16 protein-coding genes and 1 riboswitch are annotated in these 16,871 nt (G+C 60.5%); of the genes, 6 read left to right on the top strand and 10 right to left on the bottom strand.

Features of this window, described 5'->3' with window-relative positions:
* Nucleotides 1-11 precede the first annotated feature (11 nt).
* Nucleotides 12-407: a (R)-mandelonitrile lyase gene (locus ACIPSK_RS10735; RefSeq protein ID WP_162117730.1), complete on the bottom strand. Its 396-nt coding sequence runs from the start codon at nt 405-407 to the stop codon at nt 12-14.
* 120 nt (nt 408-527) lie between these two features.
* On the opposite strand from ACIPSK_RS10735, the gene ACIPSK_RS10730 reads away from it, so the two are divergent.
* From ACIPSK_RS10730 to ACIPSK_RS10720, 3 genes are all read left to right on the top strand, one after another.
* Nucleotides 528-1,421: a LysR family transcriptional regulator gene (locus tag ACIPSK_RS10730; RefSeq protein ID WP_162117731.1), complete on the top strand. Its 894-nt coding sequence runs from the start codon at nt 528-530 to the stop codon at nt 1,419-1,421.
* Between the two features lie 107 nt (nt 1,422-1,528).
* Entirely contained in the window at nt 1,529-3,040 is a 1,512-nt protein-coding gene (locus ACIPSK_RS10725; protein WP_017964592.1) for an ATPase domain-containing protein, read from the top strand.
* Entirely contained in the window at nt 3,015-5,183 is a 2,169-nt protein-coding gene (locus ACIPSK_RS10720; RefSeq protein WP_162117788.1) for a hybrid sensor histidine kinase/response regulator, read from the top strand. The genes ACIPSK_RS10725 and ACIPSK_RS10720 overlap by 26 nt, the downstream gene beginning before the upstream one ends.
* On the opposite strand, the gene mobB is transcribed toward ACIPSK_RS10720, so the two are convergent.
* The 3 genes from mobB to ACIPSK_RS10705 are packed head-to-tail and all read right to left on the bottom strand — an operon-like array spanning nt 5,115 to nt 7,196.
* Complete coding sequence (gene mobB, locus ACIPSK_RS10715; protein WP_162117732.1) at nt 5,115-5,636, bottom strand: molybdopterin-guanine dinucleotide biosynthesis protein B; 522 nt, start codon at nt 5,634-5,636, stop codon at nt 5,115-5,117. The genes ACIPSK_RS10720 and mobB overlap by 69 nt on opposite strands.
* Nucleotides 5,633-6,262 carry a molybdenum cofactor guanylyltransferase MobA gene (mobA, locus tag ACIPSK_RS10710; protein WP_162117733.1) on the bottom strand — a complete coding sequence of 210 codons (630 nt, stop codon included), beginning with the start codon at nt 6,260-6,262 and terminating at the stop codon, nt 5,633-5,635. The genes mobB and mobA overlap by 4 nt, the downstream gene beginning before the upstream one ends.
* Nucleotides 6,263-6,287: 25 nt before the next feature.
* Nucleotides 6,288-7,196: a DMT family transporter gene (locus ACIPSK_RS10705; protein ID WP_162117734.1), complete on the bottom strand. Its 909-nt coding sequence runs from the start codon at nt 7,194-7,196 to the stop codon at nt 6,288-6,290.
* Between the two features lie 337 nt (nt 7,197-7,533).
* On the opposite strand from ACIPSK_RS10705, the gene ACIPSK_RS10700 reads away from it, so the two are divergent.
* Nucleotides 7,534-8,301 carry an SDR family oxidoreductase gene (locus ACIPSK_RS10700; RefSeq protein ID WP_162117735.1) on the top strand — a complete coding sequence of 256 codons (768 nt, stop codon included), beginning with the start codon at nt 7,534-7,536 and terminating at the stop codon, nt 8,299-8,301.
* Nucleotides 8,302-8,386: 85 nt separating this feature from the next.
* On the opposite strand, the gene ribB is transcribed toward ACIPSK_RS10700, so the two are convergent.
* From ribB to ACIPSK_RS10670, 6 genes are all read right to left on the bottom strand, one after another.
* Complete coding sequence (gene ribB / locus ACIPSK_RS10695; protein WP_162117736.1) at nt 8,387-9,022, bottom strand: 3,4-dihydroxy-2-butanone-4-phosphate synthase; 636 nt, start codon at nt 9,020-9,022, stop codon at nt 8,387-8,389.
* Nucleotides 9,023-9,148: 126 nt separating this feature from the next.
* Nucleotides 9,149-9,299: riboswitch (FMN riboswitch) on the bottom strand.
* A gap of 192 nt (nt 9,300-9,491) precedes the next feature.
* Nucleotides 9,492-10,274: a glucose 1-dehydrogenase gene (locus ACIPSK_RS10690; protein ID WP_017964585.1), complete on the bottom strand. Its 783-nt coding sequence runs from the start codon at nt 10,272-10,274 to the stop codon at nt 9,492-9,494.
* Nucleotides 10,275-10,528: 254 nt separating this feature from the next.
* Entirely contained in the window at nt 10,529-11,317 is a 789-nt protein-coding gene (locus tag ACIPSK_RS10685; RefSeq protein ID WP_162117737.1) for an SDR family oxidoreductase, read from the bottom strand.
* Between the two features lie 22 nt (nt 11,318-11,339).
* Nucleotides 11,340-12,818, bottom strand: coding sequence for a sugar ABC transporter ATP-binding protein (locus ACIPSK_RS10680; protein WP_017964583.1), 1,479 nt, complete (start codon nt 12,816-12,818; stop codon nt 11,340-11,342).
* 29 nt (nt 12,819-12,847) lie between these two features.
* Entirely contained in the window at nt 12,848-13,777 is a 930-nt protein-coding gene (locus ACIPSK_RS10675) for a sugar ABC transporter substrate-binding protein (RefSeq protein ID WP_017964582.1), read from the bottom strand.
* Nucleotides 13,778-13,894: 117 nt separating this feature from the next.
* Nucleotides 13,895-14,875, bottom strand: a complete 981-nt coding sequence (locus ACIPSK_RS10670; RefSeq protein WP_017964581.1) for an ABC transporter permease — start codon at nt 14,873-14,875, stop codon at nt 13,895-13,897.
* 209 nt (nt 14,876-15,084) lie between these two features.
* On the opposite strand from ACIPSK_RS10670, the gene ACIPSK_RS10665 reads away from it, so the two are divergent.
* Nucleotides 15,085-15,894 (top strand): transketolase, encoded by an 810-nt coding sequence (locus tag ACIPSK_RS10665; protein WP_017964580.1) that lies wholly within the window; start codon nt 15,085-15,087, stop codon nt 15,892-15,894.
* A complete protein-coding gene (locus ACIPSK_RS10660) occupies nt 15,894-16,850 on the top strand; it encodes a transketolase family protein (protein WP_017964579.1) in 957 nt (318 codons plus the stop codon). Before ACIPSK_RS10665 ends, ACIPSK_RS10660 begins: the two co-directional genes overlap by 1 nt.
* Nucleotides 16,851-16,871 lie beyond the last annotated feature (21 nt).

Below are 16,871 nucleotides of genomic sequence, written 5' to 3'. Positions count from 1 at the left end.
CGTTTCCCTTGCTAACCTTGGTATTGCGTGTCGGTGACATGCTCCATCCAGTCGACAACCTTGCCGTCGAGCTGCTCCTGGATGGCGATATGGGTCATTGCCGTCGTCGGCGATGCGCCGTGCCAATGGCGTTCACCCGGTGCGAACGAGACGACGTCGCCGGCGCGGATTTCCTCGACGGGGCCGCCTTCGCGCTGAACACGGCCGCAGCCGGATGTGACGATCAGCGTCTGGCCGAGCGGATGAGTATGCCAGGCGGTACGGGCGCCGGGCTCGAAGGTGACGCTGGCGCCAGCCGCGCGTGCCGGGCTGGTAGCCGCAAACAGCGGATCGACACGCACACTGCCAGTAAACCATTCCGCTGGCCCCTTGGCCGAAGGCTGCGAACCGCTTCGTTTGATATCCATCTTAGTCTTCCTTTCAATGTCGGGGCAGACATGTCCACTCAAGTAGCAAGGTATCTAGCGCGTGCGCCTGGTCGCGATTAGATGGTATAAACGGCAAGAACCCATGAGAAAGTTTCATCAATGCCGCGCCCCGTCGTCAATGACCTCATCGCCTTCCTCGCCATCGCGCGCGCTCAAAGCTTCACCAAAGCGGCGGGCAAGCTCGGTGTGTCGCAATCGGCACTCAGCCACACCATCCGCGGGCTCGAGGAGCGGCTTGGATTGCGATTGCTGACACGCACGACGCGCAGCGTCGCGCCGACGGAGGCCGGCGAACGCCTGCTCCTCTCCATCGGTCCGCGGCTCGACGAGATCGAGAGCGAGCTGGCTGCCTTGAGCGCGTTGCGGGAGAAACCGGCAGGCACCATTCGCATCAATGCCGGCGAGCATGCGGCGGATGCCGTCCTCTGGCCTGCCTTGGAAAAGCTGTTGCCCGATTATCCTGATGTCAATGTCGAGATCATTGTCGACTACGGTCTGACTGACATCGTCGCGGAGCGCTACGATGCAGGGGTGCGGCTTGGAGAACAGGTGGCGAAGGACATGATTGCGGTGCGTATCGGCCCTGACATGCGCATGGCCGTGGTCGGCGCTCCGGCCTATTTCGACACCAGGCCAAAGCCGATGACGCCGCAGGACCTCACGGATCACAATTGCATCAATCTGCGTCTGCCGACCTATGGCAGCGTTTATGCCTGGGAGTTCGAGAAGGACGGGCGCGAACTCAGGGTTCGCGTCGAAGGGCAATTGGTTTTCAACAATATAGCGCTGCGGCTGAATGCAGTACTGGCAGGCATCGGGCTCGCCTACATGCCGGAGGACTTGGTTGCGGCACATATTGCCGACGGGCAGCTGGTGCGTGTCCTCGAAGATTGGTGCCCCCCGTTTTCCGGCTATCATCTCTACTATCCGAGCCGCAGACATACGTCGCCGGCATTCGCCCTCGTCGTCGATGCGCTTCGATATCGGGGTTAGATCGCCGATCCCAGCCCCGGATCAGCACGTCGGGATCATACGCGCTTGACTATTTGACATTCCGTCGGTCGCCACTAATTCCCGGTATAAACCGAAGGAAACAATGAATGAATACTGCGATACCTGCCATGAAAGCCCGGACTGGAGTGTCCGGTTTGGACACAATTCTGGCAGGGGGCCTTTCGCCAGGGCACGTGTTTCTCCTGGAGGGAAATCCGGGGGCGGGCAAGACAACGATTGCGCTGCAGTTCCTGATCGAGGGTGCGCGGCTTGGCGAGCAGGGGCTCTACGTCACCCTTTCCGAAACCGAGAGTGAACTCCGCGCCGGTGCCGCATCGCACGGCATGGTGATCGACGGCAATATCGAGGTCTTCGAGGTCGTGCCTCCGGAAAGCCTGCTGGATGCCGACCAGCAGCAGAGCCTGCTTTATTCATCAGACCTAGAACTCGGAGAGACGACAAAGGAGATCTTTGCCGCTTTCGAGCGGATTAAGCCAAGTCGCGTGGTTCTCGACAGCCTGTCGGAGATAAGGCTTCTAGCTCAAAGCTCGCTGCGCTACCGCCGCCAGATCCTTGCGCTCAAACACTACTTTGCCCGGCAGGGGGCGACAGTCCTTTTGCTCGATGATCTGACGTCCGACGTGCTTGATAAAACTGTGCATAGCGTCGTTCATGGAGTCATCCATCTTGAGGAGATGGCGCCGAGCTATGGCGCTGAGCGCCGCCGCCTCAGGATCACGAAATACCGTGGGCAAGCCTTCCGCGGCGGTTTCCACGATTTCACCATTCAAACTGGCGGCGTCGTTGTCTTTCCACGTCTCGTCGCCGCCGAACATCGCTCGAGTTATGTCCGTGACGAGTTATCCTCAAATATTCCGGAACTGGACCTCCTATTAGGCGGTGGGTTGGAGAGAGGTTCCAGTACGCTTATCCTCGGTCCATCCGGTACCGGTAAGAGTACTTTCTCATTCCAATTCTTGGTCGCGGCTGTTGCGCGTGGCGAGAGAGCGGCGGCCTTCATCTTCGACGAAGAGCTTGGCCTGCTTTTTACGCGGCTCAAGGCGCTCGGAATCGATCTCGAGACGCTCAGGAGCAGCGGTCTAATTCACATTGAACAGCTCGACGCCGCTGAACTGTCACCAGGTGAATTCGCGCATCGCGTGCGCGAGTGCGTGGACGAGTCGAATGCCAAGACCGTCATTATCGATAGCATCAACGGCTATCAAGCATCCATGCCGGATGAAAATTCGCTGATCCTTCACATGCATGAGTTGCTTCAATATTTGAACAGGCAAGGCGCCAATACCTTCCTTACCGTTGCACAGCATGGGCTTGTCGGCGACATGAAGGCGCCTGTCGACGTGACCTATCTTGCGGACACAGTCATACTGCTGCGCTACTTCGAGGCTGCGGGGAAGGTGCGGCGAGCGGTCTCGGTGATCAAGAAGAGAACTGGGCTGCATGAGGATACAATCCGAGAGTATCGTATCAACAGTTCCGGGTTGACGTTCGGGGATCCTCTGGTCGGGTTCCAAGGTGTGCTTCGCGGCGTTCCCGAATTTGTTACCGGCGCAGAGCCACTCCTATCGACTGATGGCGGGGGTCGCGGCAATTCCTAACTCCGTAAAGCCGAAAGCATTGATCTATGCTCCCGCCGGACGCGATGCCCAGGTGGCGGTATCGCTAATCGAAGAAGCCGGCCTATCATCGATTGCGGCTGCCAACCTGAATGTCTTTGCCTCTTCACTGAAAGATGACATCGCACTTGGCGTGCTGACCGAAGAGGCCGTTCGCTGGAGCGATTTGAAGCCGATTGCCGCCTGGGTCTCCGCCCAGCCAAGCTGGTCGGATCTGCCATTCATCGTGCTTACCACGCGCGGCGGCGGGCCTGAACGAAATCCGGCCGCTGCCAGGCTTTCCGAGGTTCTCGGCAACGTCACCTTCCTGGAAAGGCCGTTCCACGCGACCTCCTTCATCAGTATTGCGCGAACCGCGTTAAAAGGGCGCCTGCGCCAATATGAGGCTCGAGCTCAGCTCGAGGCTTTGGCCGAGGGCGAGCGACGGCTGCAGACGGCGCTTGCAGCCGGTCGTCTTGGGGCGTGGGAGCTGGAGCTATCCTCGATGGCCTTATCAGCCTCGGCCACCTGCAAAGCGGTTTTCGGCCGCAGTCCGGATGAGGATGTCACACGCGACGACCTCATCGCAAGCATCCACCCCGACGACCGGGATCTTGTGCTGGAACGCCTGCGCCGGACGATTGATACTGGACGCGACTATTCGATCGAGCACAGGACGATCTGGCCGGATGGATCGCTGCATTGGACCGAGGTCCATGCGCAGCTCTATTCCGACAGATATGGTTCCGCCAGGAAACTCGTCGGGGTCTGCTCCGATACTACCGCCCGCAAGACCATCGAAAAAAATCTAAGACGGCTCAATGAAAACCTCGAAGAGCGTGTGCGGGAACGGACCAAAGAAGTTGACGCCGCTCACCAAACGCTGCTCGAGGAAGTCGCCCAGCGTGAAAGGGCCGAGGAGCAGCTTCGCCAATCGCAAAAGATGGAGGCGATCGGCCAGTTGACCGGCGGCGTTGCCCACGATTTCAACAATCTGCTAATGGTCGTTCTTGGAAATCTGGAGCTGCTCGGCAAGCATGTTGCCGGAGATGCCAAGGCGACGCGTCTGGTTGACGGGGCGCTTCAGGGCGCGCGGCGCGGAGCTGCTCTGACGCAACGGCTGCTGGCTTTTGCCAGACAGCAGGATCTGCAGGTCAAGCCCGTCGATCTGGCCGAACTGGTCTCCGGCATGAAAGATCTGCTGCGGCGCTCGGTCGGATCCTCGATCAGCATCGAAATCAATATGCCGACAAGCCTGCCGCCGGCACTTGTCGATGCGAACCAGCTCGAATTGGCGCTGCTTAACCTGGCGGTCAATGCCCGCGATGCGATGCCGGACGGAGGGACGCTGTCCATCTCGCTGCGCGAGGAAAATGTTGCCGGCGATAAGGGTGATCTCGGGGAAGGGCTCTATCTTGTTTTGGCGGTGGCCGACTGCGGCACCGGCATGGACGCGGAGACCCTGAAGAAGGCCGTCGATCCGTTCTTCTCGACCAAGGAACTCGGAAAGGGCACGGGCCTGGGCTTATCGATGATCCATGGACTTGCCGTTCAGCTCGATGGCGCACTTCGTCTGACAAGCGAGCTTGGGGTGGGAACGACCGCGGAATTGTGGCTTCCGGCGACGGCCTGGCGAACAGAGGTGCCGGCCGAGTCGGAGGTGACTGTTGAGCAAGCCGCATCCAGACTGAAGATCCTCCTGGTCGATGACGACGCCTTGATCGCCATGAGTTCGGTCGACATGCTTGAAGATCTCGGCCACGAGGTCGTCGAAGCAAATTCCGGCTCGCAGGCACTGGAACTGATCAGCAGCGGTCAGCATTTCGACCTTGTCATCTCTGACTATTCGATGCCTGGTATGACCGGCGCACAGCTTGCCCAGGCCGCGCGGGACATTTATCCGGCGTTGCCGATCGTGCTGGCGACAGGTTACGCCGATCTTCCCTCTGGCACCGATATCGATCTACCGAGATTGGCAAAGCCCTATAATCAGGCTCAGCTCGCCAAGGAAATCGCCAAGGCGATGGCACGCGAAACGGCTCCGCTTCCTAGATCCGGCGGCGGCGACGCAGGTGGTTCAAAGCCTCGCCTGTCCAAGGCCAACGATGTCAGTGATGAAATCGGCGATGGCGCCTGTGTCGTCTAGATCGAAGACCGGCAGGGCCGTATCGATTACGGCATGATCGGCGGCGATGGCGCAGATATGGGGATCGCTCGGCGCCAGCGGTTCGCGATTGGCCGCCTCCAGGCGGCGGGCCTCGATCTTCGGGATCGGCTCACGCTTGTAGCCTTCGATCAGCACGAGGTCGCAGGGGGCGAGGCGGGCGAGGATTTCCTCGAACTGAGGTTCAGGCGCGCCGCGCAGCTCGTGCATGATGGCGTAGCGGGTGCCGGAGACGATGGTGACCTCGTGGGCGCCGGCCTGGCGGTGGCGGTAGCTGTCGGCCCCGACCTTGTCGATGTCGAAATCATGATGGGCGTGCTTGATCGTCGAGATCTTGTAGCCGCGGCGGGTGAACTCCGTCACCAGCCGGACGGCGAGACCCGTCTTGCCCGAGTTCTTCCAGCCGGCGATGCCGAAGATTTTCGGTGCGGTCATCCGCGAAGGGCCTCCAGCCAGCGTTCCGCCTCGACGAGATCGTCAGGCGTGTTGATGTTGAAGAAGGGATCGAGCAGGCTGGCACGGGTCGGATGCAGCGGGAACGCCACTTCCGTAACGTCATGCCGTAACAGGAAGTCACGCACACGCCGCTTCTCGTCGCTGGCGATCCAGGTTTCGAGATCGGCGGCCAGCGTCACTGGCCAGAGCCCGAAGACGGGATGGCTGCGGCCCTCGGAGGCGGCAATGGCGACTTGCGAGGGATGCTCGACCGCCGCCGCCAGCCGGGCGACGAGATCGGCCGGGAAGAACGGGCAATCGACCGAGACCGTCACGACATGGGTGATCGAGGGCAGGCCGGCGGCATAGGCCATCGCCGCATGGATGCCGGCCATCGGCCCGGCCTTGCCGGGAAAACGGTCGGGAACGACAGGCACGTCCCCGGCGGCGGCATCGGCATTGACCGCGACGAGCAAGGCCTGCTGCGAGAGCCGGGTCAACACATGGCGGAGCAGGCTCTCGGTCCCAAGCATCACGCCTGCCTTGTCGCGGCCCATCCGCTGCGAGCGGCCGCCGGCCAGCACGACGCCTGCTATGTGAGATTTATCCAACGAGAATTCAGCCATCATCCTTCCTCAGCCATCATCTGCTTCAGACCGGCGCGCGCGGCGCGGATTCCTGCGCGATCGGCGACACACGGCGCTTGGCCTCACGATAGAACGTATAGAGGCCGGAGGCGATGACGATCGCAGCCCCGACGAGCGTCCAGCTGTCAGGCACTTCGGCGAAGAAGAGGAAGCCGAGCAGAGAGGAAAAGATCAGGCTGGTATAGCGGAACGGCGCGACGAAAGAGATTTCGCCGGTGCGCATGGCGACGATGACCGACTGGTAGCCGACGAGCACCAGCACCGATGCGAGCACGAGATGCCCAAGGGCGCTAGCGCTGACCGGCTGCCAGCCGCCGAGCACCGGAATGAGCAGCGCGCCGAAGAAGGAGGCTGATATGGCGGTGATGACGGTTATCATCAGCGAGGGAATCTCCGGACTGATGCTCCGGGTGGCGAGATCGCGGCCAGCCGTCGTCAGCACAGCGGCGACGCAGAGGAGGGCGGCGGCTGTGAAACCATCAGGGCCGGGGCGGATGATGATCATCACGCCGACAAGGCCGACAAGGATCGCCGACCAGCGCCGCCAGCCGACCGGCTCGCCGAAGAAGAGCGCCGCCCCGAAGGTCACGACCAGCGGCAGCGATTGCAGGATCGCCGAGGCATTGGCGATCGGCATCATGCCGAGCGCGGTGATATAGGTGACGGCGGAAAGCGTCTCGCAGATGATCCTGAAGATGATCATCGGCTCTAGCATGATGCGCCAGGAACGCAGCGCGCCCATTTTCCAGGCGATCAGATAGACAAGCAGGCTGGTGAAGAGGCCGCGCAGGAACATGATCTCGCCGGCGTTCATATAGGCGATCACCGATTTGGACAGAGCGTCGCTTGCAGAAAAGCCGGCCATCGCCATGCTCATACAGATGGCGCCCTCAGTATTGCGTGACCGCGGCATGAAGAGATTCCCGTTACCTGTGCGCTCCTTTTAATCGCGAAGATTCATCAAGGGAATCGGATGAATGTCACACAAAGCATAAATCGATGATGCGGTGCACAATGGTGCTGACGTCGACGCAGGCGCGTCGGTGGAGATCGCGACAAATCACCGTTTGATAAGGTGAATTCCGATACTTCCAGCGCAGCGATCAAGGTTCAAACCTGTCCCGCGGTGGCTGACGCTCAGACCGACATCGTCGGTCGTAAGCGGTTTTTCTTTTCCTGCGCGGGAAACGGGTGGCTGCATCGCCTGATGTTTGAGATCTCAGATGCCGCAAAACGAAGGAGAAACCGACATGACACTTCTGAACGGCAAGATCGCCATCATCACCGGCGCAAGCTCCGGAATCGGCCGCGCGGCGGCGAAACTCTTTGCGTGGGAAGGCGCCAAGCTCGTGGTCACCGGCCGGCGACAGGACGCGCTTGATGCCGTCATTGCCGAAATCGAGGCGGAAGGCGGGCAGGCCGTCGCCATATCAGGCGATGTCAGGGACGAGGCGCTGCAGGCAAGGCTTGTCGAGACGGCGGTCTCGCGCTTCGGCGGGCTCGATATCGCCTTCAACAATGCCGGCGTCATTGGCGAGATGGGGCCGGTGACAGGGCTTTCGCTGGAGGCATGGCGCGAGACGATCGAGACCAACCTCACCGCCGCCTTCCTCGGCGCCAAGCACCAGGCGGCGGCAATGGGAGCGCGCGGGGGATCGCTGATCTTCACCTCGACTTTCGTCGGCCACACCGCCGGAATGCCGGGCATGGCCGCTTATGCCGCCGGCAAGGCGGGGCTTATCGGCCTCGTGCAGGTGCTCGCCGCCGAACTCGGGAGGCAGAACGTTCGCGTCAACGCACTGCTGCCCGGCGGCACAGACACGCCGATGAGCATCACCAACGCGCCGGACGCCACGCCGGAACTGCTCGCCTTCGTGGTGGGACTGCATGCGCTGAAACGCATGGCGCAACCCAAAGAGATCGCCAATGCAGCGCTCTTCCTGGCCTCCGACATGTCGAGCTTCGTGACCGGCACGGCGATGCTGGCGGATGGCGGGGTTTCGATCAGCCGGACTTGAGGCGGACAAACGAAGTGCCGTCAGAGTCATCACTGCGGCACGTTCTTTGTTGCGGCGGCCTATGCCGCCGCAACAAAGGCATCGATCAGGCGACTTCGCGGACGTCTTTTGCCGCCTGGCGTTCGAGATAGGCAACCAGATCCTCGATGGTGACGAGCAGGAGGTTATGGCGTTTTGCAAAAAGGATGAGGTCGGGGAGCCGCGACATGGTTCCGTCGTCATTGGCGACTTCGCAGATGACGCCGGCCGGGGTCTTTCCGGCGAGGCGGGCGAGATCGACGGCAGCTTCGGTGTGGCCAGGGCGGCCGAGCACGCCACGGGGGTTGGCGCGCAACGGGAAGATATGGCCGGGGCGAGCGAAATCGGAGGGCTTTGTGCGATCGTCGACCAGGGCGCGGACAGTCGCGGCGCGATCGGCTGCCGAGATGCCGGTCGTTGTGCCCTTGAGATAGTCGACCGAGACCGTGAAGGCGGTTTTGTGCGATTCCGTATTGTTGGGCACCATCAGCGGGATATCGAGCGCATCGAGACGCTCGCCTTCCATGGCGATGCAGACGAGTCCGCGAGCATGGGTCATCATGAAGGCGATTGTTTCAGGTGTGACCGCTTGGGCGGCGACCACGATATCGCCCTCGTTTTCCCTGTCCTGGTCGTCGACGACGACGACCATCTCACCACGGGCAATGGCTGATATGGCATCTTCAATTCTTGCGATAGTCATGCTGTCTGGCCTTTCAAGGGTTATGTCAGCGGGCTGACATGGTCTGCTCGGCTCAATCCGTGAGCGAGCCTTCTGCCCTTGGGCGAACAAACGTCAGCCGACTCCGGGATGGAGTGCGACTGCCCGTGTTGTCCTCTTCCATCCGGACTATACCGTCGGCTCCGGCATCTCACCGGATCTGCTGACCTTCCGGCAGGAGGTGCCGGAAGCGCTCGCGGGCTCCAGGATTGCTCCTGATACCGCCGGTGGGGAATTACACCCCGCCCTGAGAACATTTCAAAGATAGAATCAAAAACAGGCGGATGGCAAGGTCACTCGACGGGGCAAAAATGCAAAGCTGCCATGACGCCGATGGACACACTGTTCACATGGAGGCGACGACCGGGTCGCCTTCCGCGCTTCGTTGGTGGTTTGATGTTTGTTTCAGGTCGTTGTCTCAAAGCCGCTGCGCACTTTTGGGCGACCTGCGTCAGGACATGATCAGGCCGCCGTCGACATTGATCGTCTGGCCGGTGATATAGGCGGCGTCCTCGCTGGCGAGGAAGGTCACCAGGCCGGCGACGTCTTCGCCAGAGCCGGCCCGTTTCATCGGGATGCCTTCGACCCATTCCTTCATCAGCTCGCCGGGGGCGTAGTTGCCGAGCAGCTTGCCCCAGGCCTGGTCGTTATAGGCCCACATGTCGGTCTCGATGATCCCGGGGCAGAAGGCGTTGACGGTGATCTTCTCGGTCGCGACTTCCTTGGCCAGGCTCTGGGTAATGCCGACGACGCCCATTTTCGAGGCGGCATAATGCGGCGTGTAGATGAAGCCGTCGCGGGCCTGGCCGGAAGCGGTGTTGATGATGCGGCCGCCGCGCTTGTGCTTGCGCATCCTTGATATCGCCTCCTGGGCGCAGAGGAAGACGCCCTTGGTGTTGACGGCCATGACCTTGTCCCATTCGTTTTCGGTCAGGTCCTCGACGCGGGCAATAGTGATGACGCCGGCATTCTGGATCGAGACGTCGACCGAGCCGAATTCCTTTTCGGCGGTATCGTAGAGGGCGGTGACGCTCGCCTTGTCGGTGACGTCGCCGATGAAGGAGACCGCCTTGCCGCCTTCGGCCCGGATCTGTTCGGCGACGCCGTGAACCAGGTCCTCGTTGGCCGAGACGACGAGATTGGCGCCCTCGCGTGCAAATCGTCTAGCGATGGCGGCGCCGATGCCGCGGCTACCCCCGGTAATGACGACGGTCTTCTGCTCAAAGCGTTTCATGCTCTTTCCTTGTCCATCGATAAACAGAAAATCTGGGTGCGATCTATCATGCGATCATTGTTGGAGCTCAACTGATCCTCGGGAATTCGGACCGCCGATGACGACCCGAGCCCTCCTTCCGTTCGATCAGCGCGAAGGGCGGGCAGACCGCGATATCGCACGCCGTCGTGCCCGTTAGTCCCTTCAGCGCCTCGATCTCAGCCAGGGAGGAAGCGAGACCGGTCACTTTCCAGCGGCGGTAATGAGCTTTCTCATCACCAGCAGCAGAAACCGCCGTCGACGAGAAGATCGACGCCGGTCACGAAACTTGCCGCATTCGACAGCAGGAACACAGCCGGACCGACCATCTCGTCGACTGTTGCCATGCGCTGCATCGGCGTCTGCTCTTCGAAGAGCTTGGTCTGGTGGACCATCTCCGGGCGGGTGTTCATGGGCGTTGCCGTGTATCCGGGGGAGATGGTGTTGACGCGAATGCCGCGGTCGACCCATTCCATCGCCATAGACTTCGACATATGGATCACGCCCGCCTTGGAGGCGTTGTAGTGCGCTTGGTTCAGCCCCCGGTTTACGATCACACCCGACATGGAGGCGATGTTGACGATGGAGCCGCGTCCATTCTTCAGCATGGCGCGGGCCTCGGCCTGGCAGGAAAGAAAGATGCCTTTGAGGTTGATATCCATCAACGTCTGATATTGGTCCTCCTCCATCTCTTCCGCCGGGTTCGCGTTAGCGATGCCTGCAGCGTTGACTGCAAGCGTCAGCGCGCCGAGATCCGCTTCGGTCCGTGCCACGGCCTCTCCAAGGGAAGACTTGCTCGTGACATCCGCCGCGATCTGGATCGAGCGGCGGCCGGCGGCGCGAATATGTTCAGCCGTCTTGACCAGTCCGTCGTCGGTTCTGCGGTCGAGCAGCGCCACGTCGGCGCCGCATTGCGCAAGGCCGATGGCAATACGCTGACCAATGCCGCTGCCGGCTCCGGTAACGATGGCAACCTGGCCGCTGAGATCGAAAAGCTTCGGGGCGTTCAGAGTGATGTCGGACACCGCTCTTCCTTTCTCTGTCTGTTTAGATGGTCGCTAGCTCCATGACCGAAACGTCGTTTGCCTGGTCACGATTGAGAATCCCCGCCTGCTTGCCTTGCGCAAGCACGAGAATGCGATTGGAGACTCCAAGAACCTCTTCGAGGTCAGAGCTTACGACGATGACCGCCACGCCCTGTTTGGCAAGATTGACGATGATGTCGTAGATGCCCGCTCGGGCGCCGACGTCGATGCCCCTCGTCGGCTCGTCGAGCACAACGACCTTGGGATCGCGCATGAGCCACTTCGCGATCACGACCTTCTGCTGGTTGCCGCCGGACAGGTCCGAGGCGTGCTGTTCAGCACGGCCCTTTACGCCGAACTTGGCAACTGCCTTTTCTGCAAAGGAGCGCTTGACGCGCGGCGTGATCCAACCGCCGCCGAGTTTGTCGAGATTGGCATAGACAATGTTCTCGCTGATCCGGTGCCCGACGATCAGGCCCTGCTCCTTGCGGTCTTCCGGAACCATCACGATACCCTTGGCGATCGCGTCCGCTGGATCGCGCAGCCTGAGTTCCTCGCCTTCCAGCTTGATCGAACCAGCACTGATTGGATCTGCTCCCGAAATCGCACGCACCAGTTCGGTGCGGCCGGCACCGACCAATCCGGCGATGCCCAGAATTTCCCCGGCCCGGACCTCGAAGGTAACGTCACGGAACGAGTTGTCCGGCGAGCTCAGCCCGGACACCTGGAGTACCGGGCGATTTGTCGGAACCGGAAGGGTAGGGAACAAGCGGTCAAGCGGGCGCCCGACCATGCTCTCGACAATCGTTCGCACCGGGGTGGCGCTGTCGGAGAATTCCTGCACCCGCTCGCCGTCACGAAGAACGACGATCCGGTCGGTTATCTGCTTGATCTCTTCCATGCGGTGGGAAATATAGACGATGCCGACGCCTTCTGAGCGAAGCTTCCGAACCTGTTCGAAGAGAGCTTCCGTCTCCGCTCCGCCAAGGGCGGCTGTCGGCTCATCGAGGATCAGGAGTTTTGCGTTGAGAGCCAGCGCCTTGGCGATCTCGATGAGTTGCTGATTCGCCGTGGAAAGGCCGGCGACCGTCCGCGTTGCAGGAATGCGAAGGTTCAAGCGAGCGAGCTGGTCCTGGGCCCGGCGAACCATCTGGGCGCGGTCGACGACGCCGTTCTTCATCGGCCAGCGTCCGATGAAGACGTTTTCCGCGATCGACAGCTGCGGCAGTAGCTGCAGTTCCTGATGTATCAGGACAACGCCCTTGTCGATGGCTTCCCTTGGAGTGGCCGGGGCATAAGGCTGCCCCAGCCATGTCATTGATCCTTCGGAGGGCGAGCGTGACCCGGCAATAATGCCCGACAACGTCGACTTGCCCGCTCCGTTTTCACCGAGAAGTGCAACCACTTCGCCGGGGTAAACGTCCAAGCTGACATCCTTCAGAACCTGGAGTGGCCCATACCATTTGGATATGCCCCTCAGGGAAAGAACGGGATCAGTCATTGGCACACCTCCTCAAGACCTCGACTTCATTACGGATGGCTGGCGATGAAGCCTGCGACGTTTTCCTTGGTTGTCAGCGTGGCGTCCATAAGCTGCACCGGCGGTACTTTTTCTCCGGCGACAAGCTTGGCGGCATTTTCGACCGCATCGCGGCCCATCTTCTGCGTCTGCTGTGTCGCCGTTACGTTGAAGACGCCCTTGCTCAGCGCTTCGAGAGCCGCGGTGTCGCCATCGAAGCCGCCGACCACGATCTTCTGCGACGGATTGGCGACCTTGATCGCCTGCGCGGCGCCGAGGGCGAGGCCGTCGGCCTGTGCGAACACGATGGAAACGTCCGGATTTGCCTGCAGCATATTCTGCATGATCTGGAAGCCTTCGTCCTGGCTCCAGATGTTGGAGAACTGTTCGGCGACAACCTTGACGTCCGGATATGCCTTGAGAGATTCAGCGCAGCCCTTCGAACGATCGACTTCCGGCGTCGTGCCCTTCTGGCCGTGGATGATGACCATCTTCCCCTTGCCGCCGGCTTCCTTCAGGATGTAGTCGCAGACGGCCTTGGCAGACGCGACGGAATCCGTTGCAAGGAAGGTATCGCCGGGTGCTCCCTCGGCGTTCCGGTCGACGTTCACGACCGGGATGCCGGCGCTCTTCGCAAGCTTGACCGGAACGGTCGCAGCCGCCGCACCTGCCGGAATATAGATCAGCGCGTCGATTTTCTGGGTCAGAAGATCCTGGATCTGGTTGACCTGCGTCGGTCCGTCGCCCTTCGCGTCGACCGTGATGACTTCGATGCCGCGCTTCTTGGCCTCGGCTTCGACCGATTGCTTGATCTGGTTGAAGAAGTTTGCCTGAAGGTTGGCAACGGCCAAGCCGAGCTTCTTCAGTTCCGCCGCATGTACGGGGCCGAGCATGAGGCCGAGCAGTGCAGCGGACGCGAGCATGGTGCGCGCTATTTTCATTGTATTTTCCTCCGTTGTTTGATGGAACCCTCGGGTATGTCCTCCCCCTCGGGGTATTGATCCGCCCCAAATTTTGGGGCGGAATTCCGGGTCCGCCGACGCGGCGGACCCCGCTCGTCAGGCGCGACGCCGACGAATAGTCTCTGCGCCGACCGCGAGCACGATGACGATGCCGATGATCACCTGCTGCAGGAACGGCGAGACGTTGAGAAGGTTGAGACCGTTGCGAAGCACACCGATGATAAGAACGCCGATCAGCGTTCCACCGATGCCGCCCGCGCCGCCGGAGAGCGAAGTCCCGCCGATGACGACCGCAGCGATGGTGTCCAGTTCATAGCCCAGACCACTGGACGGCTGGACGGAATCCAGCCGTGCGGCGAGCACGATGCCTGCGAGCCCCGCAAGGACGGCACTGACGACATAGACGGCTATCGTCACGAGCGGGACGTTGATACCAGCCAGCCGCGCGACTTCGGCGTTTCCGCCCACCGCATAGAGCATGCGGCCTTCGGACCGGAAGTGCAGGAAAAGCCACGCGGCAAGAACAACCGCAAGCATGAGGAATACCGTGGCAGTCATGATGCCGAAATGGCGATCGATGGCCAGCATCATGAACCAGTCGGGGAATCCGACGATCTGCTGACCGTCCGTGATCATGTTTGCAACGCCGCGAGCGGCGGACATCATCGCAAGGGTGGCAATAAAGGCTGGAACCCGGAACTGCGTCACCAGAAGTCCGACGATCAGGCCTGATACCGCTGAGGCGATGAGCGCAAAAGCGATCCCGACGGGCAGCGGTAGGCCGGCGACGTTGGCGGTCCAGCCCATGACCATCATCGCCAGCGCGAGTGCCGAGCCGACGGAAAGATCGATGCCGCCGATCAGGATGACGAAGGTCATTCCTACCGCCATGATGCCGAGAACAGTGATCTGGTCGAGGATGTTGAGGCCGTTTCGAACTGAAAGAAACGTATCTGTGCTGAGGCTCAGAAAGACGCACAGTGCGAGCAGTCCGACGAGGGGGCCGGTAGCTCCCTTGAGCTTGCTCAGCCAGGCTCCGGACGAAAGCCTCTGTTCATTGATATCGAGCGCCACCATTGCTCCTCCCTATGCGTAGGCCTGTATCCGATATTCGTGCATGGTAGAATAATTATTCATGCCTGCTGGAAAATTCATTAACAACTTGCTATTCGGCTGTCAATAAGGTTTCTTCTGATAGGTGCCCTCGCGGGCCGTTTAGGGGGCTTGACTAATCGGCCTGTTATGCAAAAATATTGATGATTGAATATTTATGCACGGAGGAATTCATGGATCCGATAGACCTTGAGCGCATCGCCCGCCAGATCCGATTGCGCGATCTCCAGGCGGTCTTTGAAGCGGGCGCCGGCCATATTGGCGGCGAGATGTCGGTCATCGACATTTTGACGGCTCTCTATTTTCGTGTGCTGAATGTCTGGCCGGATCAGCCCAAACATCCCGACCGCGACCGGTTCGTTCTTTCAAAGGGGCATACGGCATGCGCGCTGTATGTAACGCTCGCAAAACGCGGCTTTATCCCGGAGGATGAGATTTCCACCTTCTTGAAGCCGCATTCGAGGCTGAACGGGCATCCAAATTGCAACAAGGTTCCTGGCGTCGAAACGAATACCGGGCCGCTCGGCCACGGTCTTCCGGTCGCAGTAGGAATGGCGATAGCAGCCAAGCTCTCAGGCGCCAAATATCGCACCTATGTCGTCACCGGCGACGGTGAGATGCAGGAGGGCTCAAACTGGGAAGCGATCATGGCGGCAGCTCAGTTCAAGCTCGATAACTTGACGTTGATCATCGATCACAACAGGTTTCAGCAGGGCGCTGCCCTCGCCGAAACCAATGATCTCGCCCCGCTTCGTCCGAAGCTTGAAGCGTTCGATTGGGAAGTCAGCGAAATCAACGGGAACAAGATGAGCGAAATCGTTCCGGCTCTCGAACACCGCGGGTCAAGACCACATTGCATCGTCGCCCATACCAACAAGGGCCATGGAATATCGTTCATGCAGGACCGGGTCGACTGGCACCACAAGGTACCGAGTAAGGAACAATACGAAATTGCATTGGCAGAATTGTCGGAGGCACTGTAATGAACGCGCCAATAAACCCACCCAAGCTCTACGATTGCCGCGACGCATTCGCTGCTACGCTTGAGCGGCTGGCAACCGAAAACGAGACGATCGTTGCCGTCTGCAACGACTCCGTCGGTTCGTCCAAGCTCGGCGGCTTCAAGGCGAAGTATGCAGAGCGCCTCGTCAATGTCGGCATCGCAGAGCAGAACATGGTGGGGGTTGGAGCAGGCCTCGCCAATGGCGGACGCCTTCCGTTCGTGTGCGCCGCCGCTCCGTTTCTCACGGGACGGTCGCTGGAGCAGATCAAGGCCGATATTTCGTATTCGAATGCCAACGTCAAGCTGGTCGGCATTTCTTCCGGAATGGCGTATGGCGAACTCGGCCCGACCCATCACTCGATCGAAGACTTCGCCTGGCTGCGGGTTCTGCCTAATCTTCCGGTCATTGCGCCTTGTGATCGCATCGAAACAGCTGCTGCGGTTGAGTGGGCCGCGGCCTACAACGGCCCCTGTTTTCTGCGTCTGTCTCGTGTGGGTGTGCCGGATCTCCTTCCGGAGGGTCACAAGTTCGAACTCGGCAAGGCAAATCTCCTTCGCCAGGGTTCCGACGTCACCCTTATCGCCAATGGCACTTTGACTCATCGCATCTTGAAGGCTGCCGAGATCCTCGCAGACCGCGGCATCAACGCCAGGGTGCTCAATCTTGCAACCGTTCGTCCGATCGACGAGGAGGCTATCATAGCAGCGGCGAAGGAAACCGGAGCGATCGTCACAGCCGAAGAGCATTCGATCTTTGGCGGGCTCGGTTCCGCGGTAGCCGAAGTGGTGGTCGACAATGCCCCGGTCCCGATGAAACGTCTCGGAGTTCCCGGGGTCTATGCCCCGACCGGTTCGGCAGAGTTTCTGCTCGACGAATTCGGAATGGCGCCGTCCGCAATCGCCGACGCCGCGCAGTCGTTGATCAGGCGCAAGTAAAATCGCGCGACTTTTGTTCTT

Source organism: Rhizobium sp. LARHSG275 (genome assembly GCF_052871115.1).
The sequence above is the reverse complement of the archived record's forward strand: the minus strand, read 5'-3'. Positions and strand labels throughout refer to the sequence as shown.